Below are 25,576 nucleotides of genomic sequence, written 5' to 3' on the forward strand. Positions count from 1 at the left end.
ACGACGTATGGTTACCGCTGGCAAGCGCTCCGGACGGCCCCGGGCCGGGGAGGAGCGACTGAGCCGGGAGGCGATCCTGACCGCGGCGCTGCGGATCGTCGATGACGAGGGCATCGACGCGCTGACCATGCGGCGGCTCGCCGCGACGCTCGAGGTCAACCCGATGTCGCTCTACCACCACCTGCCGAACAAGGCCGCCGTCCTGGCCGGCCTGGCCGAGCTGGTGTTCGCCGGACTCGAGTACCCGGATCCGGGCGACACCGTGCCGTGGGACGAGCAACTCAAGGACGCCGCGCGGGCCTATCGCAACGCACTCCGGGCGCACCCGAATCTCGCCCTGCAGGTGCTGTCGGACACGTCCGCGGTGTCGGACGTCGTGGTCGTCACGATGGAGCCGTTCTACCGCGCGCTCGACCGGGCCGGCCTGTCACCGCGGCAAGTCTTCGAGTCGGCAAACACCCTCATCGACTTCATCCACGGATTCAGTCTGGGCGAGGCGTCGGTCCGCGCCGACACCTTCGAACTCGCGCCCGATCTACTCACCCGCGTGGAGGGGCTGCCGGTGGGCAAAGCGCCCACCCTCGCCCGCATCGTCGGCCAACTCGGACCCGAAGGTCTGGCCTACGACTTCGACAGCGGCTTCGAATCCGGGCTGTCCACGTTGACCGCCGGGGTCGCTGCAGTCGCCACGGTCCGCCGCCGATAGCGGGAGATCGCGACCCCGATCAGGCAGAGCACACCGCCGAGGTACGCCAGCGGCGCCGGGCTCTCGTCGAGCAGCAGCCAGCCGAGGAAGATCGTCAACGGCGGAACCAGGTACGTCGTCGCACCCATCCGGCCGGCCGTCGTCCGGGCCAGCGCGTAGGCCCAGGTCGTGAAGGCGATCGCGGTCGGGAACGCGCCGAGGAAGACCACCCACCAGATGGTCGACACCTTGGCGTCGCCCGCCTCCCGGACCAGCGTCGGCGCGAACGGCAGGCACGCGACCGCGCCGATCAGGCACGACAGCCAGGTCACCTCGAGCGCGGGCAGCCGGGCGAGCAGCGGCTTCTGCGACACGACACCGATCGCGTACGCCGCGGCGGCCGCCAGGCAGAGCAGGACACCCCAGGTCTCGGCCGTGCCCGAGGACGACGACAGCCCGATCAGGACGACACCGCCGAACGCGGCGACGCTGCCGATCACGAGCTGCCGCGGGAAGCCTTCGTGCAGCAGCACGCCGGCCAGCAGTGCGATCAGCAACGGGCCGATGTTCACGAGCATCGCCGTCGTCCCCGCATCGAGGCGGCGCTCGGCCTCGTTCAGCGCGAGGTTGTAGACGCCGAACCAGAGCAGACCGCAGAGCAGCAGGAACTTCCAGTCCGCCCGCGCCGGCCAGCGCCGCGGCCGGGTGAACACGAAGATCCCGAGCAGGACGCTGCCGACCAGCAACCTGCCCAGGGACAGGGCGCCGGCCGAGATCTCCTGACCGACATGCCGGATCGCGACGAACGCCGATGCCCACAACACCACCGTCACCGCGGCCGCACCGGCGGCCGGCAACCCCTGTTTCCTCATGCTGTTGGAACGCTTCCTCTGCCCATGATGTGAGGCTAGGTCTCGGACACTTCGGCGCTCACCGAATCGCGCGGCGCCGGGAGGGCGAACGGTACGACGAGGGCCGTCAGCAGGACCGGGATCGTCAGCGCGGCGACCAGGATCGACATCGTGAACCAGATCGATCCCACCGCGAACCCCGCATAGACCGCGACCGCGAAGACCTCGGCGAAGAACCCCGACACCGAGGTCACGGTCGCCCGCGCCGGTCCGGTGATCGCATCCTGCAACCGGGACTCCGACACGACGATCACCAGCTGCATGAGGCCGTACCCGACCGCGATCGGCAGGAAGCCCCAGACCGAGCCGCTGAGCGAGCCGGCCGCGATCAGCACCGCCGTCGCCGCCAGCCCGGCCGCAAAGGTTGCCGCAGGCAACCTGTACGCCGGTCCCGCGAGCGCACCGCCGATCGCCTGGGCGGCGACCGTACCGGCGATCAGCAGCGGGATCGCGCCGGTGCTCGCACCGGCCTCCCGGGCGAGCAACGGGAAGTACTCGTCGAACGCCAGGAAGCCACCGAGCAACGCGACCAGCGCCACCGCTCGCCGGACCAGACGGTTGGTCAGCACCTCCGTCACACCGGAGCGCAGCATGTGCAGGTAGTTGGCGAACGCCGCCCTCGCGCCGGGCTCATCCGACTCGCGAGCGTCCTCCACCGGCCGTGCTTCGGGCAGCGACCACGCAACCACCGCCTGGATCAAGCAGCTCATGACACTGACGACTCCGGCCAACGTGTATCCACCGAGGTCGAACAGCGGCGTCGCCAGCGCGGTCGCCACCAGGTTCGCCACGAACGACGCGGACCTCGCTCGGCCGAGCAGGCTCGCGTAGCGTTCGGTGCGGTTGCGGGCCGCGAGCTCGTCGTACACGAAGGCTTCGAAGGTGCCGGAGATCAGCGCCGACGACGTACCCCAGAGCACGAAGCCGAGCGCGAAGCCGGCGAACGACGGCAGCGTGATCCACGCGGCATAACCCAGCGCGCTGATCAGTGCACCGAGAACCAGCAGCTTGCGCCGCGAGTACGTGTCCGCCCAGGCACCCGACGGCACCTCGAGGACGAACGAGGTCGTCGACCAGATGACGAACAGCGTCGAGATCTGGGCCGCCGACAGTCCGTGATCGGCGAAGAGCAGCTGGTACAGCGGATAGAGCGGGATGAAGTCCTGCAGCGCCTCGAAGGCGACGATGCGCGCGGACAAGCCGCGTGGCAGGCGGTCGGGTCGGTCAGAAGGTCAAAGGTGCGGGCTCGGGTATCTCATGTCCAAGAAGATACGGCGATTTCAGCCGCGCAGCAGTTCTTTTGTGCCAGGTGTGGACAAGTGCAGCACCTGGTAGCGCGTTCCCGGCACCGCACCCGGCTCGGGACCACTCCACAGCGTGAAGTGGACGAGCTCCCATCGGGTCGGATCCACAGCGACCGCGGTGGAGTGCACCTGCGCCAGGCCCGCCGTCGCGCGAAGGGTCTCGACCGCGGCGGTCACCGGATCCGTGGGATCCACGTCCGGGGTCAGCGACTGCGTGTGCTTGGTAGCGCTCAGCGCCGGCTGATCCACGTCCGGCCCGGCCAGCGCCTCGACCCCGGTCCAGTGCCGCACCGGCGGCCGGCCGAACGACGTACAGATCGCGGTGAAGAAGCCGCCGCCCCACAGGAACCGGCCCATCCCGGCCGGGTCGTTCCACAGGTAGAAGGGCGCGTACTGGTTGACCATCGCACCGTTCGCCCGGTCCTGGATCAGGTACGCCTTCAGGCCGAGTCCGTCGAAGTCGTCGAGCCGATGACCGGTCGTCTCCACCCGGCGGCGAATGATGCCCATGTCGTAGTCGGTCGGCAACGAGATCTCGTACTGCATCGCGTACACGGCGTCCCCTCTCGGTCGAGTGCTGAACATACTAGTAGGTACAGAGCTAATTGGGGAGCGGTTTCCGCCCGGGTTCCGGCACAGTGGGGCGATGGGAGACGTCAGCGAACGGTTCTGGGCGAAGCTGCCGGAGGGCAGCCGGGCCGCCCTGGTCGACGGGTTGAGCCAGTCCGAGCTGCAGTCGGTGCTGCTGGACGTGAGTCGCGAGCGCGCTGCCAAGGTGACGCCGGCCCGGTTGCTGCGGCGGTGGCAGCAGGACCGGTTCGTCCGGCCGTCGACCACCGATCCGCGCAGGCTGGTGAAGACCCAGAACCACTTGTGGGAGCGCCTGCCCGCGAAGTTCGCGGGCGTCGAGCTGTCTCCGGTGACACCGCTCGGTACGTCGTCCGCGATGGCGACCATCAACCAGCACCAGGTCGTCAGCACGATCCGCGGGACCGAGGTCGCCAGCGACCCCACCAACGAGCTCGCGATCGAGGCCGCCGTACGGCGTCGTGCCGGACAGACCCGGGTCGACCTGGCCGCGTGCCAGCGGGTGGTCCGCGCGCAGGCGGTCGACGGGCCGGGGATGTTCGCGCACTTCGAGCTGTTCGTCCTGGTGTCGAGTGCGCGGGACACCGGCTCCGGGCGGACCGAGGCGGAGCTGCTCATCGACCACCTGCGCTTCTGGCACGACGTACTGGGTGACGGGGCCGACCTCAGCTTCACCATGTTCACGGCGTCGGCGGTGCGGGAGCGGATCGACGACACCGTGCGCCCGGCGTTGAAGGTCGAGCTGGTCGAGGATGCCGACCGGACGAAGAGCGCGAACTACTACTCGGGTACGGCGCTCGGCATCGGCCGCGACGGAGCCGACCTCGGCGACGGCGGCTTCACCACCTGGACCGCGGATCTCCTCGGCGACCAGAAGGAACGCTGCCTGACCTCGTGCATCTCGACCGAGCGCCTGACGGCTATCGGAGTTTGAGCAGCCCGGCGTCCGTCGGCCGGAAGCCGCACGCGTCCTCGTAGAAGGCCTTCAGATGCGGCTCGTAGTCGACATGCAGCCACTCACATCCGGCGGCCTTCGCCTCCTCGGCAGCGGCGAGCACCAGCTGTCTCCCGATCCCCTGCCGGCCGTGATCGGGATGGACGGCGGTGTCCAGGACGAACGCATGCGCGCCGCCGTCCCAGCACACCTGTACGAACCCGACCAGCTGATCGTTGCTGAAGGCCCCTACCCAGGTCAGCGCCCACCGCTCCAGCCGCGCCGCCCACGCCTGGACCTCGAGCTCACTCCCGAACGCGAGCGCATGCAACGCCGACAACTCCCGATCGTCCACCGGGAATCGCACCACGTACTTCACACCAGCACCGCCGCGGCCGCTTCCAGGCGGGCGTTCCAGGCGGCAGACTCGCGGGAGCCCTCGGGCCAGTCCGCCAGGCTGAGGAAACCCTGGACCGCGGTCGACGGCATGGCGTCGACCAGGCCCGGACACGGCCCGTAGGCCTCCAGGGGTTCGTCCCATCGCTCGGGCTCGACCGTCGACACCAGGAACCAGGCCAGATCCACCGCACCCGGCGCGGCCGACACGTCTTCCCAGTCCAGGAAGGCGATCTCGCCGTCGGGACCGGTCCGCAGATTCTGTCCGGACGCATCGCCGTGCGCCAGGGTGAGTTCCCCGGCTCCGGCCAGCTGACCTTCAACGACCTCGACCTGGCCGACCAAACGCTCACCAAGCGCTCGCACCGATGGCAAGAGGTCCCCGCGTGCGGCCACCCGCGGCCAGGTCTCGTCGTACAACCGGGCCACGAGGTCCACAGCGGCACCGGTTGGCCGCAGCCACGGCCATTGCGCCGGCGCGCGGCCGGACCATCGATCGTGGAGAGACCGGAGGGCGGCTGCTCCCGCGGCCGGCTCGGCTCCGGGCCGCCACGCCGACAAGTCCTCGAGCACCAGCACCGTTCCCTCGGCGGTCTCCTCGGCCTCGTAGCAGGCAGGCACCCGCACTTCGACGACCGGCGCGATCTCCCGATAGAAACGGACCTCGGACTCGAACATCTTCAGTACGGCGGGGATCGATCCGGGCACCGCCGGTGGACGCCGTCTGATGTGGTGCACACGGTCAGGCTAGGCGTACTCGGCACCGCGAGCAGGTGGTTTATCCGAGCGCGCCCTCGGTGCTGATGAGGATGACTGTGCTGTCCGCGCGGAGGTCCAAGCGGTCCCGGGCCGCGCGGAGGCCGGCGAGTGTGGCGGCACCACTCGGGCCCGAAGAAATGCCGCCGGCCTTGAGATCGTCCGCGGCCTGCAAAGCCTCCTCGTCCGAGACGGTGACCGCGTAGTCGAGTCCTGAGCGCAGAACGGGCCAGGCGAGCGTTGATGGCGTACCGCAGTTCAGTCCGGCCATCACCGTCTTGCCAGTCGGCACAGTCACCAGCTCACCGGCCAGAAGGCTGGTGGTGACACAGGAGGCGGTCGCGGGCTCGACACCGAGCAGGGCAGACGCCACCGAACCACTGCGGTAGTGCGTGACGGCGGCCTGGGCGATCGACCCCACTCCCATCGGTACGACGACCAGATCGGGCGGTACGTCGATCTCCCGGAAGAGCGTCGAGTACCCGTCGACGATGTGCTGCGGCACTACCTCGTACCCGGGCCACGCCGAGTCCTGGATCAACAAACGACGATCTGCCGCGTACGACGCTGCCTCGGCGACCGCGGCGTCGTACGTGTCGGGTACGACGGTCACCGTGGCGCCCTCGGAGAGGATCGCGTCGATCGCCGCCTCACTCACCACATCGGGGACGAACACGTGCGACGGCAGACCGAGCATCGCGGCCCGGCGTGCGACAGCACGACCGTGGTTGCCGTCGGTCGCGGTGACGAGCTCCACCGGACCCGGGTGGTCCTGGACCGCGCGGTGGATCGCCCACCACGCGCCGAGCGCCTTGAACGCGGGCAGGCCGAGCCGGTGCGACTCGTCCTTCACCAGGACCTGGCCGACGCCGAACTCGGCCGCCAGCGACGGGACCGCGGTCAGCGGGGTCGGGCGGTAACCGGGGAGGCTCTGGTGGAACGCCAGGACCTCGGCCGGTGCCGGCGCCGTACGCCAGGCACGTGCGGCCGGGTTGTCGTACCAGCGCACCAACTAAGCGACCAGGGCGAACGCCTGGGCGGAAGCGGAGTACGCGCGCGGGGACGAGGTGATGCGCGGGGGCGCCGACTGCTCGACCCGGATCGCGGCGGTCTGGAGATGGATCGGCAGCGTGGCGCGGACCGCGGTGGCCAGGTCGAACTGCACCTCGGCCAGCAGGTCGGTCAGCTCGAGGTCCAGCGCGCGGCAGATCGCGGCGAGGATCTCCGAAGACGGCTCCTTGCGGCCGCGCTCGATCTCGGACAGGTAGGGCACCGACACCTGGGCCAGCTCGGCGAGCTCGCGCAGGGTGATCCCCCGCTCGCGCCGCAACCGGCGGAAGACGTTCCCGATCACCTGGCGTAGCAACACGTCGTGGCCCTCCTCGCCTCCGGATGTCCTGTATCGAGTGTGCCATCCCGGCCAGGTCTGCGGCGGGCAGATCTGCCACGGGCAGATTCCTGACCGTTTCCGGACGCTCGACCGCAGGCTGGGGAGCATGAGCGAGCTACCGAACAACCTGGACCGGCACATCTACGAGCGCCTGCTCTGGCAGCGCATCCTCGTCCTCGGCGACGAGATCAAGGACGAGAACGCCAACGCGCTGTGCGCGCAGCTGATCCTGCTGAACGCCGAGGACCCGAAGGCGGACATCTCGCTCTACATCAACTCCCCCGGCGGCTCGGTGTCGGCCGGGCTGGCGATCTACGACACGATGAGCTTCATCAGCAACGACGTGGCGACGTACGCGATGGGGATGGTCGCGTCGATGGGGCAGGTGCTGCTGACCTGCGGTGCGCCGGGGAAGCGGTACGCGCTGCCGCACGCGCGGATCATGATGCACCAGCCGACCGGTGGCATGGGTGGTACGGCGAGTGACATCAAGGTGCAGGCCGAGCAGGCGATCAAGGCGCGGGAGGACCTGGCGCATCTGATCGCCGACCGCACCGGGCAGTCGCTCGACCGCATCACCACCGACTTCGACCGGGACCGCTGGTTCACACCCGAAGCCGCCCGCGACTACGGCATCATCGACCGAGTCCTCACCCGACCGACTCCAGTGCCGGCCTGACGGCCGGCGAGAGTAGGGAGGGAAGGCCGGGTCAGGCCTGGGCTGAGGCGAGGGCTTGGGCCAGGTCGGCTGTGAGGTCTTCGGGGTCTTCCAGCCCCAGACTCAAGCGGAGTAGACCTGCGGCGGGCTTCGCCTCCGCCGTGACCAGGCGGTGGGTCAGGGCGGCAGGGTGCTGGAGCAGGGTGTCTACGCCGCCCAGTGACACGGCGTGGGTGATCAGGTGGAGGGATCCGGCGACTCGGGCGGCTGCGGTGTAGCCCCCGGTCACGGTGAAGGCCAGGACTGCGCCTGGGCCGGCTTGCTGGCGGCCGATGAGGCCCTGGGCGTCGGACAGGCCGGGGTAGTGCACCCGCTCGACGACCGGCTGGGCGGAGAGCCAGTCGGCGACCTTGATGGCGGTGGCCTGCTGCGCCCGCACCCGAACCGGCAGCGTCTGCAGTCCCCTGTGCAGTTCGTACGCCGCCAACGGGTGCAGCAGACCACCTGTCACCGCGCGGATCTGCCGGAGCCGGCCGACCCACTCCACGCCGGCCGCGACGACGCCACCCATCACGTCGCCATGACCGCCGAGGTACTTGGTTGCCGAGTGCAACACCAGGCTCGCCCCGTGCCGGGCCGGCTGCTGCAGGACCGGCGTCGCGAAGGTGTTGTCCACGAGCACGGGGACGTCGCCCGCCTGGCGGACCACCGCGGAGATATCCACAAGCTCCACGCTCGGGTTGGCCGGCGTCTCCACGATCACCAGCCCGGTGTCGGCGCGGACCGCCGAGGCGACGTCCGTCACGTCGGCCCAGGTGACCGTCGTCCCCAGCAGACCTGTGGATAACAAGTGGTCCGTCCCGCCGTAGAGCGGCCGTACGGCGACCACGTGGGGGCGGCCGCCCGCGACGGCAGCGAGCAGGCAGGCGGTGAGGGCGGCCATGCCAGAGCCGAACGCGACCGCGCCGTCGGTGTGCTCGAGCTCGGCCAGCGCGTCCTCGAAGCGCGCGACGGTGGGGTTCCACAACCGCTGGTAGACGAGGCTGCCGCCGTCCGGGCCGCGGCCCTCCGCGAGCGCGTCGTACGACGCTCCGCCGGTGTCCACCGAGGGCAGCGGGTAGGTCGTGGACAGGTCGATCGGCGGGACGTGGACGCCGAGAGCGGTCAGGTCATCGCGGCCGGCGTGCACCGACCGGGTGTCGAGCTGGGTCATCCGGGGCCTCCTCCACAGCTGGGATCGAGAGGAGGATGGAATCTTCTGCGGATCTACCGCAAGAGTTCCGAAGAAAGTTCATCCACAGGCCTATCCACACGCTGTGGATTCTGTGGACGCGCTCTACAGTGGTGCCATGCCGAAGGATCGTCGGAGCCCCGGACCGGCCCCGCGGCCGCTGCCCGGCGGGCTCGACGAGGTGGATCGGGAGCTGGTCCGGCTGCTGGCTGCCGACGGCCGGATGCCGAACAACGCCCTCGCCGAGGCGACCGGCATCGCGCCGTCGACCTGCCTGACGCGGGTGCGTTCGCTGCGCGAGCGCGGCGTCATCCGCGGGTTCCACGCCGACGTGGACCTGGGCGCGCTCGGGCAGCCACTGCAGGCGCTGGTCGCGATCCGGATCGGTGCGCACTCCCGCGACGAGATCGACCGGTTCCGGCGCAAGGTCCCGGCGCTACCGGGAGTGCTGTCGCTCTTCCATGTCAGCGGCGCAAACGACTACCTGCTGCACGTGTCAGCGGCCTCACCGGACGCGCTGCGTGAGTTCGTGCTGGATCATCTGACCGCCGATCCAGCGGTGGTGCATGCCGAGACGAGCCTGATCTTCGAGCACGTCCGGGGTGCGGGCTAGCGGGGCTTCAGGCCCCAGGCGGCAGCGAGGAGCTCGAACGAGTGACGGCGTTCGGCCGGGTCGTGGATGTTCGTGGTGATGATGAGTTCGTCGGCGCCGGCCGAGGTGGCTCGGCGGCTCAGGTCGGCGACCACCTGGTCAGGGGTGCCGACGGAGACCAGTCCGGCCCATTCCTCGACGGCGGCCAGCTCGGCGTCCGACCACGGGTAGGCCTCGGCTTCCTCCGGGGACGGGAGCGGACCCGGCCGGCCGGAGCGGAGGCGGAGCATCGAGAGGGCGTTGGCGCGGGCGAGTTGCTGTGCCCGCTCTTCGGTCTCCGCGACGATCGCGGCCAGCGCGAGGATCGCGTGCGGCTCCGACTCGTGCTCGAACCGCTGGAAGTTCGTCCGGTACTCCGAGATCACCCCGGCCGGATCGAGGGTCCCGAAGTGGCCGGCGTACGCGAAGCCGGTCCCGAGGATGGCCGCCGCCTGACCGCCGTACGTGCTGGAACCGAGGATCCAGACCGGCGGCAGCGGAACGTCGTCCGGCTGGGCCGAGATCGGCTCGAACGGGTGCCCGGCCGGGAAACCCTCGGCGTACGCGCGGAGCTCGGCGTACTGCTCGGTGAAGTCGTCGGCGCCGAGCGCCTCCCGGCTGCGGCGCAGGGCGAGCGCGGTGCGCTGGTCCGTGCCGGGCGCGCGGCCGATTCCGAGGTCGATGCGGTCCGGGTACAGACCGGCCAGGACGCGGAACGTCTCGGCGACCTTGAGCGGTGAGTGGTTCGGCAGCATGATGCCGCCGGAGCCGACCCGGATGGTCGAGGTGGCGGCGGCGACCGCCGCGATCATCACCTCGGGGCTCGTGCTGACCACGCTGGGGATGTTGTGATGCTCGGCCAGCCAGTACCGGTGGTAGCCGGCGGCCTCCGCGGTGCGGGCCAGTTCAAGGGTCTCGTGCAGCGCCTGGGACGGGCGAGAACCCGTCGGCACCGGCGAAAGGTCGAGCACGGACAGCGGCATCGGTTCGGCACTCACGATGAACCACCAACCGTGACCGGGGTGTGGCTATTCCGGGTACGGCGTTTGCGCCCGAGCATCACGCAACGGGCGGGCCCACCACGCGAGCTGCCGGAGCAGTGCGGCGGCGGCACCCGGCGTCGTGGGATCGACCGGCTCACCGGCCGGAGTGAGGTCCGTCTCGTGGAAACCGAGCGTGTCGCGGATCGTGACCGCGTGCAGTTCGCCGAAGACCAGCCGGAGCTGCTCGGCCGCGCGCAGCCCGCCCGACCGGCCGCCGTAGACGACGAACGCGACCGGCTTGCCGTACCAAGGCCGTCGTACGGCGTCGATCGCGGTCTTCAGGTCCCCCGGATACGCGTGGTTGTACTCGGCCGTGACGATCACCACCGCGTCCGCGTCCTCGATCCGCCGCGGCAGCTCCACGAGCCCGACCACACTCAGATCCACCAGGTCGAGCTTGAACTCGTCACTGCGCTCGACCTGCCGGGCGAACCACTGCGTGACCAGCGTCCCGAACCGCCCGGCATCCAGGTTGCGCGTCAGCAGCGCCAGCCGCAGCGGATGAACAGTCACCCGAGCGACGCTAGTACCTCAACAACACTTGAGGTCAACCACCGCTCATTCCTCGGGCGCCGGCGGTGGGGACGGTGGCCTGCTGGGTTGTAGCTCGGTCTGCGCGGCGCTCATCAGGTCAGGCTGGTCGGTGGGGAGGACGCCGACGGTCTGCCAGGCCCGCGTGACGGCGGCGAGTTGGTCGGAGTCCTCGCCGTACAGCTGTTCCGCGCTGGCCTGGGTCGCCCTGGCGAAGTCCTCGAAGGTGCTGTTCTCGGAGAGGGTGCCGGACGTGAGCGTGGTGTACCAGATCTTGCCGGCGTCGTCATACGCGTTGCCGCCGATGGCCGCGGCGGTCAGGTAGAAGGCGCGGTTGGGGATGCCGGAGTTGAGGTGGACGCCGCCGTTGTCGTTCTCGGTCTCGATGTAGCCGGACATGTGGTCGGGCTGCGGGTCCCGGCCGAGCCGCGGGTCGTCGTACGCCGTGCCCGGGGCCTTCATCGAGCGGAGCGCGACGCCCTGGACGCTGGGCATGAACAGGCCCTCGCCGATCAGCCAGTCGGCCTCCTCGGTGCTCTGGCCGAGATGGTGCTGTTTGGCGAGGGAGCCGAAGACGTCGGAGATGCTCTCGTTCAGCGCGCCCGACTGGCCTTCGTACGCGAGGTTCGCGGTGTACTGCGTGACGCCGTGGGTGAGCTCGTGCCCGGTGACGTCGACCGACCCCGTGAAGCCGGCGAAGATCTCGCCGTCCCCATCACCGAAGACCATCTGTGCACCGTCCCAGAACGCGTTCGAGTACCCGCGGTCGTAGTGCACGGTCGACGTGAGCACGAGCCCCTGCCCGTCGATCGAGTCGCGGCCGAAGCATTCGCTGAACATCCTCCAGGTCGCGCCGGTCCCGTCGTACGCCTGGTTCACCGACTCGTCCTGGACCGGATCCTCGCCCTCGGCGCGGGCCGGGGTGCCGGGCAGGTTCGTCTCGTGCTCGGCGTCGTACACCTCGCGCTGCAGGCCGCCGGCCTCGGTCGACCGGGCGAGCCCGGCGGCGGGGCGTGTGCGCAGGACGGCGTCGTGCTGCAGCGACTGCCGGTAGCGGGCACGGAGGTTGGGGTCGTCCACGGTGCGCTCGAGCTGCTCGAGCAGGTACGGCGGGACGATGTAGTGGGACACCATCCCCCGATGGTGCACCACGGGCCGGGCCCGGGACAGAGCGCAGTACAGAAAAGCTGCGGAAGGAGATAAACTCAAGGATTTGTTGGCTGCCACCAGAAATACCGAAATGCGGCCTGATAACCAACGGTCCGCATTTTAACACAAGGGGTAGGAATTGCCGAATCCGGTCCACGCCGAGCAGGCGCACCTGACCACGTTCTACGCCGCGCTGGACGCCGAGCGCGAGCGGGCCGAGCAGCGCGCGAGCGAGGCCCAACTGGTCCAGACCCGCAACGCCCAGGCCCTGCACCAGCGGGACGGGCGGATCCGTGATCTGAAGCTGCGCCAGGCCCGGCTGAACGCCGCCGAGGAGGGCCTGTACTTCGGCCGCCTCGACAGCGCCGACGGCGAGATCCTGCACCTCGGCCGGATCGGATTGCACGACGCCGACTACGAACCCTTGCTGGTCGACTGGCGTGCGCCCGCCGCGCGGCCGTTCTACATCGCGACCGCGGTGGCGAACCACGGCGTCGTCCGGCGCCGGCACATCCAGACCCGGCTGCGGAAGGTGGTCGACGTCCAGGACGAGCAGCTCGACCTGGAGCGGGACGCAGCGGACCCGTCCAAGCCCGGTACGGGCGTGATCGGCGAGGCCGTCCTGCTGAAGGCGCTGGACGCCCGCCGGACCGGGCGGATGGAGTCGATCGTCCAGACGATCCAGGCCGACCAGGACCGGATCATCCGCTCCGAACTGCCCGGAATCCTGGTCGTCCAGGGCGGCCCGGGCACCGGAAAGACCGCGATCGCGTTGCACCGGGCGGCATTTCTGCTTTACACGCATCGTGAGCAACTGGAAAAGCGCGGAATTCTCGTCGTCGGGCCGAATGCGGCGTTCCTGCGGTTCATCGGCCAGGTGCTGCCGTCCCTCGGCGAGGACGGTGTCCGCCTGGTCACGATCGCCGAGCTGTACCCGGGCCTGACGGCGACCCGACCGGAGACGCCGGAGAGCGCCGAGGTCAAGGGCCGCACGGTGATGGCCGAGGTGGTCGCGAAGGCGGTCGCCGACCGGCAGTGGCTGCCGGACCGCCCGATCCACGTCACCGTCGACCGGACCGAGCTCACCCTCGACCCGTCGGTGTGCGACGCGGTGCGGACCAGGGCCCGCAACCGGAACCTCACGCACAACCAGGCCCGACCGTTCTTCCTGACCGAGATGGTCGACCACCTGACGAACCAGTACGCCGAGCTGATCGGCATCGACCCGCTCGACGGCGAGATGATCCTCGACGAGTACGACCTGGCCGAGCTGCGCAAAGAGGTCCTCGCGGAGCCCGCCGTGCAGGCGCTCCTCGACCAGCTCTGGCCGCTGCTCAGCCCGCGGAAACTCCTCGAGGACCTGTACGGCGACGAGGACCGGCTGGCGCTCGCCGCGCCGCAGCTGAGCGCACTCGAGCGCGAGCACCTCCTGAGGTACGGCGACGACTGGAGCCCGTCCGACGTACCGCTGCTCGACGAAGCGGCCGAGTTGCTCGGCGACGACGGCACCGAGGCGGCGCGCGAACGGGCGGCCCGGGCCCGGGCGGTCGCCTATGCGCAGGGTGCGCTGGACGTGTTGTCCGGGTCGGGCTCGACCGACTTCGACGATGACGACGACGCGGAGATCCTGACCGCGAAGGACATCCTCGACGCCGAGGCGCTGGCCGAGCGGTACGAGGCGGACGACGACCGCACGCTGGCGGACCGGGCCGCGGCCGATCGGCGCTGGACCTACGGGCACGTGATCGTGGACGAGGCGCAGGAGCTGACCCCGATGGCGTGGCGGGCGATCGCGCGCCGGTGTCCGCTGCGTTCGATGACCGTGGTCGGCGATGTCGCGCAGACCGGCGCGATCGGTGGCGGGACGAGCTGGTCCGCCGCGCTCGGCGAGACGTTCGGCGATCGCTGGCGGCTGGCCGAGCTCACCCTGAACTACCGCACCCCGGCCGAGGTGATGGATCTCGCAAGCGACGTCCTGCGCGAGGTCGACCCGTCGGCGCGGGCGCCGCGATCCGTGCGGTCGACCGGCGTGAAGCCCTGGCACGCGGACGTTCCCGCGGCCGAGCAGGCGCTGTACGTCGACAAGATCGCCGCGGAGGAGACGCAGTACGGACAGGTCGGGATCATCACGTCCCGCAGCCGGCTCGAGCTCGTGCAGGAGGCGGTCGCCAACCTCACCGGCGTCACGGTGCTGAGTGCCCGCGAGGCGAAGGGCCTCGAGTTCGACTCCGTCCTGGTCGTCGACCCCGACGGCATCGTGATCGAGTCACCCCGCGGCCTGCGGGACCTGTACGTCGCACTGACCCGCTGCACTCAGCGCCTGGGCGTCATCGGCGAGTTGCCCGACGTCCTGCGGGATTCAGCTGCCTGGGGCTGAGTCGTCGTGCGGGCGCCGGCCGAACAGGCGGGCGAAGTTGATGTCGAAGCCCCAGCCGAGGACCTTCGGCGTGAACAGCCGCGGGTCGTCGGGATTCCACCAGCGTGACCTCGTCCGGTCCAAGGTCGGGCGCCGCCAGTCGTACGGGACGCCGAGGAACTTTCCGGTCCTACTGCCCATGTTTCGACAGTAGCTCGCTGCTCAGTGGTCGGCGCAGCACTTCTGCTGGTGCTGGAGCTCGAACGGGATGAGTACGTCGCCGGCGGCGGGCTGGACCTGGAGGACCAGGCGGCCGTCGCGGCGGAGCGGGCGGAGGAAGTCGAGCGTGTCGATCAAGGTGTCGTCCTCGACCGGCACACCGCCGACACCTTCCAGGTGGTCGATCCCGCAGCGGGTGCGGAGCTCGGCGGCGGGCAGTACGCCGTGGCCCAGCTCGTGACCGGGCCAGCGGACCACGCGTCCCGACGTACCCAGGGCCGCTTCGACGGCGGCGACGTACGCGCCGCGAACGAGCCGGCTCGGGCCGGCCAGCTCCGGCTCGGAGGCACCGGGCCGGGTGATCGCCAGACCGACGTCCCGGCCGGCGACCGCCGAGCGGATCGGTTCGGCCAGGTCGGCGGTGCTGGTGAGCGACACCGCCACGTGCGGGCGGTCGGCGCCTGACACCATGTGGGTGCAGGCGACGACCGGCTGGTCCACGGCGTCGAGCAGGTCGTACAGCAGGTGGTCGGCCGCGGCCGTGTCCTGGCTGTCCGCGTCGATCGCGATGATCACGTCACGTCCTTACTTCGGCAGCACCCAGATCGGGTTGGTGTAGAACCACAGGTCGACCCACGGGTCCGCGTCGCCGACCACGTCGAGCTGCGGTCCGGCCGGGTCGACGGCCGCACCGAGGTACCCGGGCTGGCTACGGTGCCCGTCGCTGCCGCGGACGCGCACGTACTGCGCTTCCTCGGCCTTGCCCAGCGGGTACACCAGCTCGAAGGTGCCGCGCTTGCCCGAGGTGTCCCACTGCTTGACGACCTTGGTGTTCGGCGTGGTGAACGTGTCGCGGTCGCTGACCGGACCGGTCACCGAGCCGCGGATCACGTCGACCCGGTTCAGCGTCGGCACGAAGTTCGCCCAGTTCGGGACGGTCTGCGTGGTGATCCGTACGACGAGTTCGACCGGCCGGCCCTTCCGCACGATCAGCGCGCCACCGAGCGGTTCGCCGTACCGCTGGCCGACCTCGCGGACCTCGACCTCGACGCCCTTGACCAGCGCGCCGTGGTCGACCCAGACGCGGCCGTTGCGCAGGCCCTCCATCACCGACAGGTAGTCGCGCCGGTCGGCGCCGACGTGCGTGCGGCTGTAGAAGCCCGGCCAGAAGTCGCTTGCGGTCGCGTTGACCGCGTTGCCGTAGACCGGATCCATGTAGCGGCCGTCGCGGTCGAACTGCTCCTGGCTGGAGCCGTCAGGGCGGCGGGAAGTCTCGTTCCAGTTCACGTGCGAGTCGGAGTTGGCGCTGATCCACCACGGCTTGCCCTCGGCGAGCAGGCTGTCCCACAGGCCGCCGACGGTCGCCGTCATCCAGTCGAAGCCGCCCCAGGTGCGGTAGCTCTCGGCCGGGTAGCCGGGGAAGGAGTTCGGGTTCGGTGCGTTGCCGTAGAGGCCGCGCGGGCCGGCCGCGCCGATCCCCTTCGGCAGGCCGCCGGCCTGATGCCCGGGCGCACCCTCGAACCCGACCGCGATCCGCGGGTCGGCGTCGCGCCAGTTGCGGATCTCGTGCGGGCTGTCGATGCCGTTGCGGGCCGGGTGGTTCGCGAGGAACAGTGCGTCCGCGACCCGGCGCTTGTCGACCTGCTGACCGAGCCACTGGATGCCGGACACCGCGAGCGCCTCGTTGGCGGGCGAGTTCGAGCCCGCGTTGTTCACGCTGCCGTCGTAGCTGTTCTCGAACTGCTTGAGTACGTCGACCTCCCGGCTGCCCGGGGCGACGAAGACGGTGCCGTGCTCGGCGGCCGGGATGTTCCACTCCAGGCCCTGGAAGATCAGCGTGTCGCGCAACTCCGCACGGGCCGCCTTGATCTGCGGGTTGACCAGGTCGACCCCGATCCGGGCGTGCGTCGCGCCGCCGTGGTCGGTGATCACCAGCCAGTCCAGTCCGTACGCCGCCGCGTGCCGGGCCTGGTCGATCACCCGGTACATGCCGTCGGAGCTGAGCTGGGTGTGGATGTGGTGGTCGCCGGCCAGCCAGACGTTCGGACGGTTGCCGTGCTTGAACACGAACCCGTCCTTCGGCGCGGCCGCGGCCGCGAACTGCGCGCCACTCACCGCGAGCGCCGCCGTACCCCCGAGAATGCCCGCCGACCGCAGCAACCCCCGCCGGCTCACCTCGGCCGGCGACAGCTCACTGTCCGGCACCGACTCGTCCAACGCCGCCAGCGTCGACGCGTCCAGCTCCGCGTTCGGATGATGGTGGTGGTCGTCCCCATGCTCGTGACCGTGTCCATGCCCGTGACCGTGTCCATGACCATGCCCGTGCGAGTGCCCCATGTGTACGTCCTCCTGGCCGGCGGAAATCCGCCGCGATCATCACCTTTCCCGGTGACCACCAGATGTTGTCCCGATGAACCGTTCCACGCTTATGCGACTCGTTCGCACAAGGCGTTCGGCGTAGGCTGTGGCGATGCTTGCGGCCCGGGTGGTCTGGCTGGTGGGCGTGGCGGTCGTCGCGGTCACCGGTTGCTCGACGGCCGACAGTGACCAGACGGGCGTTCAGAGCAGTCAAGTCGCGACCCCGACCCCGACCCCGACCCCATCACCGACACCCAGCGCCTCGCCGACGCCGCGGCCGACCGCGACGCCGAAACCGCCCGCGCGCTATGTGTTCCCGGTTGCCGGGTGCCGGGCGGATGCTTCGCAGCAGCATCATGACTATCCGGCTTCGGACATCTTCGCGAAGGCGGGGTGCCGATTCGTGGCGCCGGTGGATGGGCGGGTCGACGAGGTGACGCGGGTGGACAGGTGGAGCCCGAAGTCGAACGTGGGAGCCGATCGGGGTGGGTTGTCCGTGTCGGTGGTGGGGGTTGACGGAGTGCGGTACTACGGGTCGCACCTGTCAGTGATTGCGGCGGGGATCCGGCCCGGGGTGGTTGTACGCGCTGGGCAGACGCTCGGGCTCACGGGGAAGACCGGGAGCGCCCGCGGGACGCCGCCGCATCTGCACTTCGCGATCAGTTGGCCGACGGCCGCGGGCAAATGGTGGATCCGGCGTGGGGTCGTGCCGCCGCAGGCGTTCCTCACCAGCTGGCACGACGGTGGTCAGCTCTCACCGGTCACGTTGACCGCCAGGACACGGCGCTCGTACGGCGTCGATCGCGGGTGCCGCTCGTACTGCTGATCGCGAACGCGGCAGCGAGCATCGCCCCACCCAGCGGCATCAGATCCAGGTTCGCGCTGATCACGATGAAGCCGGCCAGGAGGAGGACCGGCGACCAGATCGACAGGTGGTGTTCGAGGGTCAGGAGTACGGCGAGGGTCAGCAGGCCGGCCAGGAACAGGATCGGCCCCAGCGTCTGGAGCGGCTGGTAGATGGCCAGGTCACCCGGCCAGCCGTCGTACTGCGGCCGGACGCGCGACATGTCGGCGTGGTCCACGGCGCGGAAGCCGACGATCAGGTCGGTCAGGATGACGCGGACGAAGGCCGCGATGCCGATCAGGCCGACGATCACGGCCGCGGTGGCGAGTGGGCGGCGACGGGTGAGAGTGCGCCGGGCGAGGATCAGGACGGCGCCGAACAGCAGCAAGCCGACCAGGAACAGGAGGTGACCGCTGGTCCAGGCCAGGCCCGGGCCGCGGTCGCCGTTCGCGCCGTCGATCAGGCGGATGATGCCGTAGGCAACGAAAAGGCCGCCGGCGGTGATGCCGAGTTTCTTCATGCCTCCAGCCTCGGCACTGGCGCGCACCGGCACATCGCCGACGAGAGGGAGGTTGCGGCACCTACTGGTTCGTGGGAGTGACCAGGCCGGTCTCGTACGCCGCGATCACGGCCTGGACGCGATCGCGCAGGTCGAGCTTGGCCAGCGTGTTGCTGACGTGGGTCTTGACCGTGTGTTCGCTGACCGTGAGCGCGGCGGCGATCTCCGCGTTCGACAGCCCGCGGGCGAGCAGCTCGAGGGTCTCGCGCTCGCGGCCGGTCAGACTGTCGAGGGCCGCGGCCGGCGTGGTGCGCGGCCGGTTGCGGGTGAGGTCGGCGATCAGGCGCCGCGTGACACTGGGCGCGAGCAACGACTCCCCGGCTACGACGACGCGGACGGCGTGGACCAGGTCGTCCCGCCGGACGTCCTTCAGCAGGAACCCGCTCGCCCCGGCGTACAGCGCGTCGTACACGTAGTCGTCGGAGTCGAACGTGGTGAGCATGACCACCTTCGTCGGCGTGCTCGCGCAGATCGTGCGAGCCGCGGCCAGGCCGTCGACGCGGGGCATCCGGACGTCGAGCAGGGCGACGTCCGGTGCCAGGGAGCGAACCAGCGAGACCGCCTCGGCGCCGTCGGCGGCCTCGCCGACGACCTCGATGTCGGGTTGCGCGTCGAGGATCATCGCAAACCCGCTGCGGACCAGCTCCTGGTCGTCCGCCAGCACCACCCGGATCATGAAACCCCTTCCAGACAAGGCAATCTGGCCCGGACCTCGAAGCCACCACCGGCCAGCGGCCCGGCGTCCGCCGTACCTCCGCAGGCCGCGGCCCGCTCCCGGATCCCGACCAGTCCGTGCCCACCCGGCGACACCGCACCTCCGACACCGTCGTCGGTGATCGACACCTCCACCTCGTCCGCCGACCACTTCAGCCGTACGGCGACCCGCGTCGCGCCGGCGTGTTTCACGGTGTTCGTCAGCGCCTCCTGGACGATCCGATAGACCGCGACCTCGGTATCCGGCGGCATGGAACGACGTACGCCGGTCTCCTCGAAGGTCACGTCCCGCACCAGCTCGGGCAGCGACGCGAGCGTGGGTTGCGGGGCGCGATCCTCACCCGCCTTGAGTACGCCGAGCAGCCGCCTGAGCTGCACCATCGCGTCCCGGCCCGCGTCGGCGATCGCGTCGAAGGCCCGTTCGGCCCGGTCCGGATCGGTGCGGACGACCACCGGGCCGGCCTCGGCCTGGACGACCATCAGGCTGACCGCGTGGGCGAGGATGTCGTGCATGTCGCGAGCCACCCGGGCGCGTTCCTCGGCCGCGGCGCGGGCGGCCTCGGCGGAGCGTTCGCGTTCGAGCTGATCCGCCCGTTCACGCAGCGCCGACGCGCGCTCACGGTGACTGCGTTCGAGTGACCCGGCGAGGAAGGCGGCGACCGGGAGCAGGAAGGTGAACATGAACTCGGCCAGGTCGTTGTGCTTCAGCAGCAAGGACGCCGGCGGGAACGTGACCAGGATGAGGACGAGCAGCCCGATCCGGTGCCACCGCTTCCGGCCGAGACTCGCGAGCGTGTAGATCGCGACCAGACCGCCGTACTGCAGGTACTGACCCGGCCGGTGGTAGAGCGAGACCAGCGTCGCGGCCGTGCCGACGACCACCATCACGCCCAACGGCCACCGGCGCCGCCACAGCAGCGGGATCACGGTCCCGAGGTTGAGCACCACGCCGAGCGCGGTGATCTCGCCAGGCGCGCGATCGATGAACGGCACCGAGGACGCGATCGCGACCGCGATCACGACGGCGACGTCGATCACCCGGTCCACGGTCCGTGGGCCGGGGATGCCGAGCCGCTCGAGTCCACCCACAGCCTCAGTCTGACTCACCGACGGGCGACGGACCTCGCTCTCGCGACGGACATCAGCCGTCGGCACTCCGCCGTACGAGTGAGAGCCGGTGCTGGATCTGGCTCGACACGACGACGAAGCCGAGCGATTCGTACAGCCCGGAGGCACCGGTGGGATTGTCGGCGTCGACGCCCAGCGAGGACCGCACGAACCCGGCCGTCTGACCAGCCCGCAGTACGCCGCTCATCGCTGCCCGGGCCAGCCCGCGGCCCCGGTACTCCGCGCGGGCGCCGACCTGCCCGATCCACAGCTCCCGTACGCCGGTGTGCTCGGTGTCGACCGTGAATTCGTAGGCCATCGCGAACGCCGCGATCCGATCACCGTCGACCACGAGCCTCGACAGCTCCGGCCGGAAGGCGCGATGACCGGTGAACCAGGTCCGCCAGTGGTCCTCGTCATGGGGCAGGACTCCCCACTGGCCGGCGAAGATCTCGTTGTACGCGAGCCGCAACCGCTCGTCGTGCGGCGGCTCGAAGGCGATCATCGCGAAGCCGTCAGGTGGTGACGGCACCTGCACCGGTCGATCGCCGTACCAGCGCTGCATCACGCGGTAGTAGCGGACCGGCCGGAACCCGCGGGACCCCACCAGGGCGAGGCCACCGGCGTTCTCTGCCTCGACCCCGACGTCGACCACCTCCGCGCGCTCCCCCGCTGACTGCAACTGCCAATCGAGGAGCGGACCACCGAGTCCGCGGCGCCGGAAGGCCGGGTCGATTCCGCCTTTGACCGTGACGATCGGCCGGCCGTCCACGATGTCCGGCGGGAAGACGAGGCCGTACCCCGCGAGCCGGCCGTCCAGCCACACTCCCAAGGAGTCCGCTCCTTTGAGGGACTCGACGAAGTCGTCGAGGACGAGATAGGCGCCGCTGTCGTCGGCGGTGGCGATCGAATTCGCCACCTCGATCGCCGCGGGCCCGTGCTCAGGCCGGAGTGGTTCCGTCGTCACGCCCTTCGGCCACCCCATCCTGCAACCGTAGAGTCTCAGGCCTCCGGGCCGAAGACCTGACGGATCTCGGATTCGCCTTCCCAGCCGGGCCAGGTGCGGCGGTGGAGCTCCATGAATCGCTTGGTCCAGTCGACGACTTCATCGCGGGTGGCGACGTCGTACACCGCGTAGGCCCCGAGCGGCGCGGGGTCGTCGAACGGGCCGTCGCTGATCGTCAGTTCGCCGGCGGAGACGCCGACCCGGACAGCCGTTGCAGCCGGCAACAACCCGGCCGTGTCGATCAGGACCCCGCGGCGCGCGGCCTCCGCGCCGAGGGCGGCGATCCCCTCCGCCAGCTCCGGTGGCGGGAACCCGTGCGCCTCCGCGGTCCGCAGTACGGCGATGAACCGCATCAGCGCGCCCTGCCCTCGCGCAGCATCCCGATCGACTTCTCGATCCGCCGGTCCCGGGTCGCGTCGGTCTTCGCCGAGGTCACCTGCAGGACGTGCCACTGCTGCTTGCTGTAGCTCAACGTCTCCCAGAACTCCTTGGCCTTCGCATCGGCGGCCAAGGCCGCGGCCAGTTCCCCGGGTACGTCGAGCTCACGGGGAGCCGTGTCGAGCTCCACCTCGACATCGAGCACCTCGCCCGGGCTGACACCGGCCTCGGTACGGCGTTCCGCGCTGAAGCCGAGCATGAAGCGGCCACCCATCCGCGCGATCGAGGTGCGGAACGTGTAGCCGTTGACGGTGACGCTGACCTTCGGGTGCGCGCCGCCGCCGAGGGCCTCGACGACGTCGGCCGGGACCACGAAGCCGGCCGTGTTCTTGCCGCTGGACTCGAGCTCGGCGGTGAACTTCATCGGATCTCCTCCGTGCGGGTGCGGATCATCAACAGAGTCAACCAGGCCCAGCCCAGGATGACGGCGACCGTGAAGCCCAGGTTTCCGGCCGTCGTGCCGGCACCGGCACCCAGACCGACCAGGCTGAGGAGGTAGACGATGCCCGTGATCAGCGAGAAGCGGGACCAGCCGCGGTCGTTGTCGCGGCCGAACCTGCGGGCGAGGACGAAGCAGGCGATGATCAGTCCGATGAAGCCGATGAACCCGGCGATGACGTGCCCGAAGCTGTGCCAGGACACGGTCTCCGGGATTCCGGGCGGCGTACCGATCGGGAAGCCGTCGGCCGGGTCGGCGCGCAGCAGTCCGGCGGCTGCCACGCCGGCGCCGTATGCGGCGATGCCGCCGACCGCCCAGCGCGACCGGAGTCCGGCGCGGCGGAGGGCGACCGCTCCGACCACGGTGAGCAGGCCGGTGACGACCATCATCGTGGAGTGGATCCAGCCGCCGGTGCCGTTCGCCAGCAGGCTGAGCGAGTGCCGGCGGATGTCGTACCCGTCGCGGACGATCGCCTCGACGGTCCCGATGCCGACGTACAGCGGGCCGGCGAGCGCGCCCGCGAGCAGGAGTGACGGTGCCGATTGCTGCGTAGTGGTTGTCATGCCGGCAAGGCTCCAACCATCCGCTTCAGAAACTCTTTGGACCTAAGCTGCCCGCATGCGTTTCGGCGTGCTCGGGCCAGTCACTGCGTGGACCGATGACGGCCAGGCGGTCAGGCTTCCGGATCGGAAGGTGCGGGGGTTGCTGGCCGATCTGCTGCTGCACGCCGGGCGGCCGGTCTCCGCGGCCACGCTGATCGACGACTTGTGGGGTGACGAGCTGCCGGTCAACCCGACGGCGACCTTGCAGACTCGCGTGTCCCAGCTGCGCCGCGCGCTCGACGATGCCGAGCCGGGTGCGCGCGAGCTGGTCCGGACGAGCCCGGCCGGGTATCTGATCTCGGTCGCGCCCGAGGCGGTCGACTCGGGGCGCTTCCGTGCACTTGCCGCCCGGGCCCGGCAGACCGGGAGCGCCCGGATGCGTGCCGCGACCCTGGCTGACGCACTGACTGTTTGGCGCGGGCCGGCGTTCGCCGATGTCGCGGCGGACGCGTTCGCCCGGGCGGCGATCGACCGGCTCGACGAGGAACGGCTGGCCGTGCAGGAGGCGTACGCCGAAGCCCGGTTCGTCCTCGGTGAGCACGAGGAACTGGTCGCCGAACTGACCGAGCTCGTCGCCCGCAACCCGTTGCGCCAGCGGCTGCGCGCCGTACAGATGAAGGCGTTGCATCAGGCCGGGCGGCAGGCGGAGGCGTTGGAGAGCTACGCCGACCTACGCAATCGGCTGCGGGACGAACTCGGGCTGGATCCGGCTCCCGACCTGGTCGCGCTGCATCAGACGATCCTGACGTCGGAACCACCGGCATCGGTGCAACGCAGGACCAATCTGCCGGCCGCGCTGACCGAGCTGATCGGCCGGGACAGCGCGCTGGACGAGGTGATGGCGCAGCTCGAGACGGCGCGGTTGGTGACGCTGACCGGACCGGGCGGGGTTGGGAAGACGAGCCTCGCGCTGGCGGCGGCTCGGCGTGGCAGCGGGGATGGGGTTTGGCTGGTTGACCTGGTCGCCCTTGATCCGGGAGCTGACGCCGGCGCCGTGTCTGATCTGGTCGACGCCACGGTCGAGGGCGGTGACGCCGTGCTGGTCGTGCTCGACAACTGCGAGCACGTGATCGAGGCTGCCGCGCACGTGGCGGCGGATCTCCTGCGTCGGTCGGCCGGGGTGCGGATCCTTGCGACCAGCCGCGAGCCGCTCGGTGTCGCGGGTGAGCAGCGGTGGCCGGTGCCGCCGCTGGATCTCCCGGTCGCGGGAAGCGACCCGGCCGACAGCACGGCGGTGCAGCTCTTCGTCGTCCGCGCGTTGGCCGCCGATCCACGCTTCCGGCTCACCGGCGACAACACCTCCGCGGTCGTGGCGCTGTGCGAACGGCTGGACGGGCTGCCGCTGGCGTTGGAGCTGGCCGCGAGCCGGGTGGGTGCGATGGATGTCCGCGACCTGGCCGACCGGTTCGACGATCGGTACCGGCAGCGTGGTCTGCCGGAGCGCCAGCAGACCTTGTCGGCGATGGTGGAGTGGAGCTGGGATCTCCTCGGCAACCGCGAGCAGGCGGTGCTGCGCCAGCTCGCGCCGCATCCCGGCGGCTGCACGCTGGCCGCGGCCGAGGCCGTCTGCGCGGGTGACGACGTACCGGTGGCCGACGTCGCGGAAGTGCTGAGCCGACTGGTCGATCGTTCCCTCGTGGTCCGTGTCGACGGGACATCGGGGTCGCGGTATCGCCTGCTCGAGACGGTCCGCGCGTTCTGCCTGCAGCGGTTGGAGGAGGCGGGCGAGGTCGAGGTCACGCGGCAGCGGTACGAGCGCTACTTCGAGGGCCTGGCGCAGCACACCGAGCCGCGGCTCTACGGGCACAGCGAGCTGTTCGCCTACCTGGGCGGCCTGTACGGCCCGGCGACCCCGCAGCGGTCGTTGCCCACGGCAATGAGGCCGCGGGTCGAGACCGTGCTGTCGGCCGACGGTACGCCGATCGTCGTCGAGGTGTACGGCGACAGCGGGCCGGCGATCGTGCTCGTCGGTGGGGCGCTGAACGACCGGCGTACGTTCGTCCCGCTGGCGAAGCGGCTCGCCGGTGGGTCCACGGTGGCGACGTACGACCGGCGTGGACGTGGTGACAGTGGTGACGTGCAGCCGTGGGCGGTCGAGCGTGAGCTGGAGGATCTCGCGGCGGTGGTCGACCTGGTGGGCGGGTCGGCGTACGCGCTGGGGGTCTCGACGGGGGCCGTGTTCGCGGCGGAGGCGGCCGCGCGGGGTGTTCCGATCCGTGGGTTGCTGCTGATCGAACCGCCGTTCATCATCGACGACACCCGAACCGTGCCGGTCGACCTCGCAGGCCGGTTGCAGGAGCTCGTCGGGCAGGACAGGTACGGCGACGCGACCGAGCTGTTCCTGGTCACGGCGGTGGAGATGCCGGCCGAGGTGGTCGCCCCGCTCCGGACGGCTCCGCTGTGGAAGGACCTGGAGGCACTGGCGCCGACCCTCGCGTACGACGTACTCCTGATGGGTGACTTCAGCCTTCCGGATCACTGGGCGACCGCGATCACCGTGCCGACGCTGGTGATCGACGGAGGGGAGAGCCGGGTGTGGCGGCGCAACACCGCGCAGGTGGTGGCGGACCTGCTGCCGCGCGGGCGGCGGCTGACGATGGACGGGCAGCCGCACGACGTCGAGCCGGAGGTGCTCGGACCGATCGTGGAGGAGTTCGTCGCCGGATGTCGAGAGAGCTGAGCGGGCTCCGACGTACCGGATGTGTGAGCTGATCGGCAGCTCGACGG

Annotated in this window: 28 protein-coding genes; 7 read left to right on the forward strand and 21 right to left on the reverse strand. The window is 70.4% G+C overall.

The genetic code is table 11. From position 1 onward, the window contains the following. Positions 1–7 precede the first annotated feature (7 nt). Complete coding sequence (locus tag ACZ6O0_RS39120) at positions 8–706, forward strand: TetR/AcrR family transcriptional regulator (protein ID WP_465770131.1); 699 nt, start codon at positions 8–10, stop codon at positions 704–706. Here ACZ6O0_RS39120 and ACZ6O0_RS39125 read toward each other — a convergent pair. From ACZ6O0_RS39125 to ACZ6O0_RS39135, 3 genes are all read right to left on the reverse strand, one after another. Next, entirely contained in the window at positions 622–1,557 is a 936-nt protein-coding gene (locus ACZ6O0_RS39125; RefSeq protein WP_465770132.1) for a DMT family transporter, read from the reverse strand. The two genes, ACZ6O0_RS39120 and ACZ6O0_RS39125, sit on opposite strands and share 85 nt — an antisense overlap. A gap of 35 nt (positions 1,558–1,592) precedes the next feature. After that, complete coding sequence (locus tag ACZ6O0_RS39130) at positions 1,593–2,795, reverse strand: MFS transporter (RefSeq protein WP_465770133.1); 1,203 nt, start codon at positions 2,793–2,795, stop codon at positions 1,593–1,595. An 81-nt stretch (positions 2,796–2,876) separates the two neighbouring features. Beyond that, a complete protein-coding gene (locus tag ACZ6O0_RS39135) occupies positions 2,877–3,446 on the reverse strand; it encodes a DUF4865 family protein (protein WP_465770315.1) in 570 nt (189 codons plus the stop codon). 100 nt (positions 3,447–3,546) lie between these two features. On the opposite strand from ACZ6O0_RS39135, the gene ACZ6O0_RS39140 reads away from it, so the two are divergent. Beyond that, positions 3,547–4,422 (forward strand): hypothetical protein, encoded by an 876-nt coding sequence (locus ACZ6O0_RS39140; protein ID WP_465770134.1) that lies wholly within the window; start codon positions 3,547–3,549, stop codon positions 4,420–4,422. On the opposite strand, the gene ACZ6O0_RS39145 is transcribed toward ACZ6O0_RS39140, so the two are convergent. Genes ACZ6O0_RS39145 through ACZ6O0_RS39160 form a run of 4 tightly spaced genes read right to left on the reverse strand, consistent with a single transcriptional unit; the run spans position 4,409 to position 6,943 of the window. Beyond that, positions 4,409–4,801, reverse strand: coding sequence for a GNAT family N-acetyltransferase (locus ACZ6O0_RS39145; RefSeq protein WP_465770135.1), 393 nt, complete (start codon positions 4,799–4,801; stop codon positions 4,409–4,411). The two genes, ACZ6O0_RS39140 and ACZ6O0_RS39145, sit on opposite strands and share 14 nt — an antisense overlap. Next, positions 4,798–5,556: a phosphotransferase family protein gene (locus ACZ6O0_RS39150; protein WP_465770136.1), complete on the reverse strand. Its 759-nt coding sequence runs from the start codon at positions 5,554–5,556 to the stop codon at positions 4,798–4,800. The genes ACZ6O0_RS39145 and ACZ6O0_RS39150 overlap by 4 nt, the downstream gene beginning before the upstream one ends. A 40-nt stretch (positions 5,557–5,596) precedes the next feature. Further along, on the reverse strand, positions 5,597–6,583 hold the full coding sequence (locus tag ACZ6O0_RS39155) for a pyridoxal-phosphate dependent enzyme (protein WP_465770137.1): 987 nt from the start codon (positions 6,581–6,583) through the stop codon (positions 5,597–5,599). 3 nt (positions 6,584–6,586) lie between these two features. Then, positions 6,587–6,943, reverse strand: a complete 357-nt coding sequence (locus ACZ6O0_RS39160) for a helix-turn-helix domain-containing protein (RefSeq protein WP_465770138.1) — start codon at positions 6,941–6,943, stop codon at positions 6,587–6,589. Between the two features lie 127 nt (positions 6,944–7,070). On the opposite strand from ACZ6O0_RS39160, the gene ACZ6O0_RS39165 reads away from it, so the two are divergent. After that, positions 7,071–7,643, forward strand: a complete 573-nt coding sequence (locus tag ACZ6O0_RS39165) for a ClpP family protease (protein WP_465770139.1) — start codon at positions 7,071–7,073, stop codon at positions 7,641–7,643. Between the two features lie 31 nt (positions 7,644–7,674). On the opposite strand, the gene ACZ6O0_RS39170 is transcribed toward ACZ6O0_RS39165, so the two are convergent. Then, the gene (locus tag ACZ6O0_RS39170; RefSeq protein WP_465770140.1) at positions 7,675–8,835 is read right to left on the reverse strand and encodes a trans-sulfuration enzyme family protein; all 1,161 of its coding nucleotides are present in this window, start codon (positions 8,833–8,835) and stop codon (positions 7,675–7,677) included. A gap of 136 nt (positions 8,836–8,971) precedes the next feature. Between ACZ6O0_RS39170 and ACZ6O0_RS39175 the strand changes: the two genes are divergently transcribed. Next, entirely contained in the window at positions 8,972–9,466 is a 495-nt protein-coding gene (locus ACZ6O0_RS39175) for an Lrp/AsnC family transcriptional regulator (RefSeq protein ID WP_465770141.1), read from the forward strand. Here the strand turns inward: ACZ6O0_RS39175 and ACZ6O0_RS39180 are convergent. Genes ACZ6O0_RS39180 through ACZ6O0_RS39190 form a run of 3 tightly spaced genes read right to left on the reverse strand, consistent with a single transcriptional unit; the run spans position 9,463 to position 12,192 of the window. Then, the gene (locus ACZ6O0_RS39180) at positions 9,463–10,482 is read right to left on the reverse strand and encodes an LLM class flavin-dependent oxidoreductase (protein ID WP_465770142.1); all 1,020 of its coding nucleotides are present in this window, start codon (positions 10,480–10,482) and stop codon (positions 9,463–9,465) included. The two genes, ACZ6O0_RS39175 and ACZ6O0_RS39180, sit on opposite strands and share 4 nt — an antisense overlap. A gap of 30 nt (positions 10,483–10,512) precedes the next feature. Next, the gene (locus ACZ6O0_RS39185) at positions 10,513–11,040 is read right to left on the reverse strand and encodes an NADPH-dependent FMN reductase (RefSeq protein WP_465770143.1); all 528 of its coding nucleotides are present in this window, start codon (positions 11,038–11,040) and stop codon (positions 10,513–10,515) included. Positions 11,041–11,085: 45 nt separating this feature from the next. After that, positions 11,086–12,192, reverse strand: a complete 1,107-nt coding sequence (locus ACZ6O0_RS39190) for a M4 family metallopeptidase (protein WP_465770144.1) — start codon at positions 12,190–12,192, stop codon at positions 11,086–11,088. A 154-nt stretch (positions 12,193–12,346) separates the two neighbouring features. Here ACZ6O0_RS39190 and ACZ6O0_RS39195 point away from each other — a divergent pair, with 154 nt between their 5' ends. Further along, positions 12,347–14,584 (forward strand): HelD family protein, encoded by a 2,238-nt coding sequence (locus ACZ6O0_RS39195; RefSeq protein WP_465770145.1) that lies wholly within the window; start codon positions 12,347–12,349, stop codon positions 14,582–14,584. Here the strand turns inward: ACZ6O0_RS39195 and ACZ6O0_RS39200 are convergent. From ACZ6O0_RS39200 to ACZ6O0_RS39210, 3 genes are read right to left on the reverse strand one after another with little or no spacing between them, the layout of a single operon-like run. Beyond that, positions 14,567–14,764 (reverse strand): DUF5808 domain-containing protein, encoded by a 198-nt coding sequence (locus tag ACZ6O0_RS39200; RefSeq protein ID WP_465770146.1) that lies wholly within the window; start codon positions 14,762–14,764, stop codon positions 14,567–14,569. The genes ACZ6O0_RS39195 and ACZ6O0_RS39200 overlap by 18 nt on opposite strands. Before the next feature lie 21 nt (positions 14,765–14,785). Next, positions 14,786–15,358, reverse strand: coding sequence for a hypothetical protein (locus tag ACZ6O0_RS39205; RefSeq protein WP_465770147.1), 573 nt, complete (start codon positions 15,356–15,358; stop codon positions 14,786–14,788). A gap of 9 nt (positions 15,359–15,367) precedes the next feature. After that, entirely contained in the window at positions 15,368–17,119 is a 1,752-nt protein-coding gene (locus ACZ6O0_RS39210; RefSeq protein ID WP_465770148.1) for a histidinol-phosphatase, read from the reverse strand. Positions 17,120–17,252: 133 nt separating this feature from the next. Between ACZ6O0_RS39210 and ACZ6O0_RS39215 the strand changes: the two genes are divergently transcribed. Then, positions 17,253–17,966: a M23 family metallopeptidase gene (locus tag ACZ6O0_RS39215; RefSeq protein WP_465770149.1), complete on the forward strand. Its 714-nt coding sequence runs from the start codon at positions 17,253–17,255 to the stop codon at positions 17,964–17,966. On the opposite strand, the gene ACZ6O0_RS39220 is transcribed toward ACZ6O0_RS39215, so the two are convergent. From ACZ6O0_RS39220 to ACZ6O0_RS39250, 7 genes are all read right to left on the reverse strand, one after another. Further along, positions 17,902–18,504: a hypothetical protein gene (locus tag ACZ6O0_RS39220; RefSeq protein ID WP_465770150.1), complete on the reverse strand. Its 603-nt coding sequence runs from the start codon at positions 18,502–18,504 to the stop codon at positions 17,902–17,904. The genes ACZ6O0_RS39215 and ACZ6O0_RS39220 overlap by 65 nt on opposite strands. A 61-nt stretch (positions 18,505–18,565) precedes the next feature. Beyond that, the gene (locus ACZ6O0_RS39225) at positions 18,566–19,219 is read right to left on the reverse strand and encodes a response regulator (RefSeq protein WP_465770151.1); all 654 of its coding nucleotides are present in this window, start codon (positions 19,217–19,219) and stop codon (positions 18,566–18,568) included. Further along, positions 19,216–20,346 carry a sensor histidine kinase gene (locus ACZ6O0_RS39230; RefSeq protein ID WP_465770152.1) on the reverse strand — a complete coding sequence of 377 codons (1,131 nt, stop codon included), beginning with the start codon at positions 20,344–20,346 and terminating at the stop codon, positions 19,216–19,218. The genes ACZ6O0_RS39225 and ACZ6O0_RS39230 overlap by 4 nt, the downstream gene beginning before the upstream one ends. A 52-nt stretch (positions 20,347–20,398) precedes the next feature. Continuing rightward, positions 20,399–21,349 carry a GNAT family N-acetyltransferase gene (locus tag ACZ6O0_RS39235; RefSeq protein ID WP_465770153.1) on the reverse strand — a complete coding sequence of 317 codons (951 nt, stop codon included), beginning with the start codon at positions 21,347–21,349 and terminating at the stop codon, positions 20,399–20,401. Between the two features lie 17 nt (positions 21,350–21,366). Then, positions 21,367–21,723, reverse strand: coding sequence for a YciI family protein (locus ACZ6O0_RS39240; RefSeq protein WP_465770154.1), 357 nt, complete (start codon positions 21,721–21,723; stop codon positions 21,367–21,369). Further along, on the reverse strand, positions 21,723–22,172 hold the full coding sequence (locus tag ACZ6O0_RS39245) for a YdeI/OmpD-associated family protein (RefSeq protein WP_465770155.1): 450 nt from the start codon (positions 22,170–22,172) through the stop codon (positions 21,723–21,725). The genes ACZ6O0_RS39240 and ACZ6O0_RS39245 overlap by 1 nt, the downstream gene beginning before the upstream one ends. Next, positions 22,169–22,810 carry a DUF998 domain-containing protein gene (locus ACZ6O0_RS39250; RefSeq protein WP_465770156.1) on the reverse strand — a complete coding sequence of 214 codons (642 nt, stop codon included), beginning with the start codon at positions 22,808–22,810 and terminating at the stop codon, positions 22,169–22,171. Before ACZ6O0_RS39250 ends, ACZ6O0_RS39245 begins: the two co-directional genes overlap by 4 nt. Positions 22,811–22,865: 55 nt before the next feature. On the opposite strand from ACZ6O0_RS39250, the gene ACZ6O0_RS39255 reads away from it, so the two are divergent. After that, positions 22,866–25,529 carry a BTAD domain-containing putative transcriptional regulator gene (locus ACZ6O0_RS39255; RefSeq protein WP_465770157.1) on the forward strand — a complete coding sequence of 888 codons (2,664 nt, stop codon included), beginning with the start codon at positions 22,866–22,868 and terminating at the stop codon, positions 25,527–25,529. The last annotated feature ends 47 nt before the right edge of the window (positions 25,530–25,576 follow it).

This window comes from Kribbella sp. NPDC048837 (assembly GCF_055586945.1).

Excerpts from the sequence above, each read along its gene's own strand:
- ACZ6O0_RS39120 (WP_465770131.1), top strand. The coding sequence starts at position 8 with ATGGTTACCGCTGGCAAGCGCTCCGGACGGCCCCGGGCCGGGGAGGAG.
- ACZ6O0_RS39165 (WP_465770139.1), top strand. The coding sequence starts at position 7,071 with ATGAGCGAGCTACCGAACAACCTGGACCGGCACATCTACGAGCGCCTG.
- ACZ6O0_RS39210 (WP_465770148.1), bottom strand. The coding sequence starts at position 17,119 with ATGGGGCACTCGCACGGGCATGGTCATGGACACGGTCACGGGCATGGA.
- ACZ6O0_RS39255 (WP_465770157.1), top strand. The coding sequence starts at position 22,866 with ATGCGTTTCGGCGTGCTCGGGCCAGTCACTGCGTGGACCGATGACGGC.
- ACZ6O0_RS39125 (WP_465770132.1), bottom strand. The coding sequence starts at position 1,557 with ATGAGGAAACAGGGGTTGCCGGCCGCCGGTGCGGCCGCGGTGACGGTG.
- ACZ6O0_RS39235 (WP_465770153.1), bottom strand. The coding sequence starts at position 21,349 with ATGGGGTGGCCGAAGGGCGTGACGACGGAACCACTCCGGCCTGAGCAC.
- ACZ6O0_RS39240 (WP_465770154.1), bottom strand. The coding sequence starts at position 21,723 with ATGCGGTTCATCGCCGTACTGCGGACCGCGGAGGCGCACGGGTTCCCG.
- ACZ6O0_RS39175 (WP_465770141.1), top strand. The coding sequence starts at position 8,972 with ATGCCGAAGGATCGTCGGAGCCCCGGACCGGCCCCGCGGCCGCTGCCC.
- ACZ6O0_RS39220 (WP_465770150.1), bottom strand. The coding sequence starts at position 18,504 with ATGAAGAAACTCGGCATCACCGCCGGCGGCCTTTTCGTTGCCTACGGC.
- ACZ6O0_RS39140 (WP_465770134.1), top strand. The coding sequence starts at position 3,547 with ATGGGAGACGTCAGCGAACGGTTCTGGGCGAAGCTGCCGGAGGGCAGC.
- ACZ6O0_RS39225 (WP_465770151.1), bottom strand. The coding sequence starts at position 19,219 with ATGATCCGGGTGGTGCTGGCGGACGACCAGGAGCTGGTCCGCAGCGGG.
- ACZ6O0_RS39250 (WP_465770156.1), bottom strand. The coding sequence starts at position 22,810 with ATGACAACCACTACGCAGCAATCGGCACCGTCACTCCTGCTCGCGGGC.
- ACZ6O0_RS39170 (WP_465770140.1), bottom strand. The coding sequence starts at position 8,835 with ATGACCCAGCTCGACACCCGGTCGGTGCACGCCGGCCGCGATGACCTG.
- ACZ6O0_RS39135 (WP_465770315.1), bottom strand. The coding sequence starts at position 3,446 with ATGCAGTACGAGATCTCGTTGCCGACCGACTACGACATGGGCATCATT.
- ACZ6O0_RS39190 (WP_465770144.1), bottom strand. The coding sequence starts at position 12,192 with ATGGTGTCCCACTACATCGTCCCGCCGTACCTGCTCGAGCAGCTCGAG.
- ACZ6O0_RS39245 (WP_465770155.1), bottom strand. The coding sequence starts at position 22,172 with ATGAAGTTCACCGCCGAGCTCGAGTCCAGCGGCAAGAACACGGCCGGC.
- ACZ6O0_RS39215 (WP_465770149.1), top strand. The coding sequence starts at position 17,253 with ATGCTTGCGGCCCGGGTGGTCTGGCTGGTGGGCGTGGCGGTCGTCGCG.
- ACZ6O0_RS39200 (WP_465770146.1), bottom strand. The coding sequence starts at position 14,764 with ATGGGCAGTAGGACCGGAAAGTTCCTCGGCGTCCCGTACGACTGGCGG.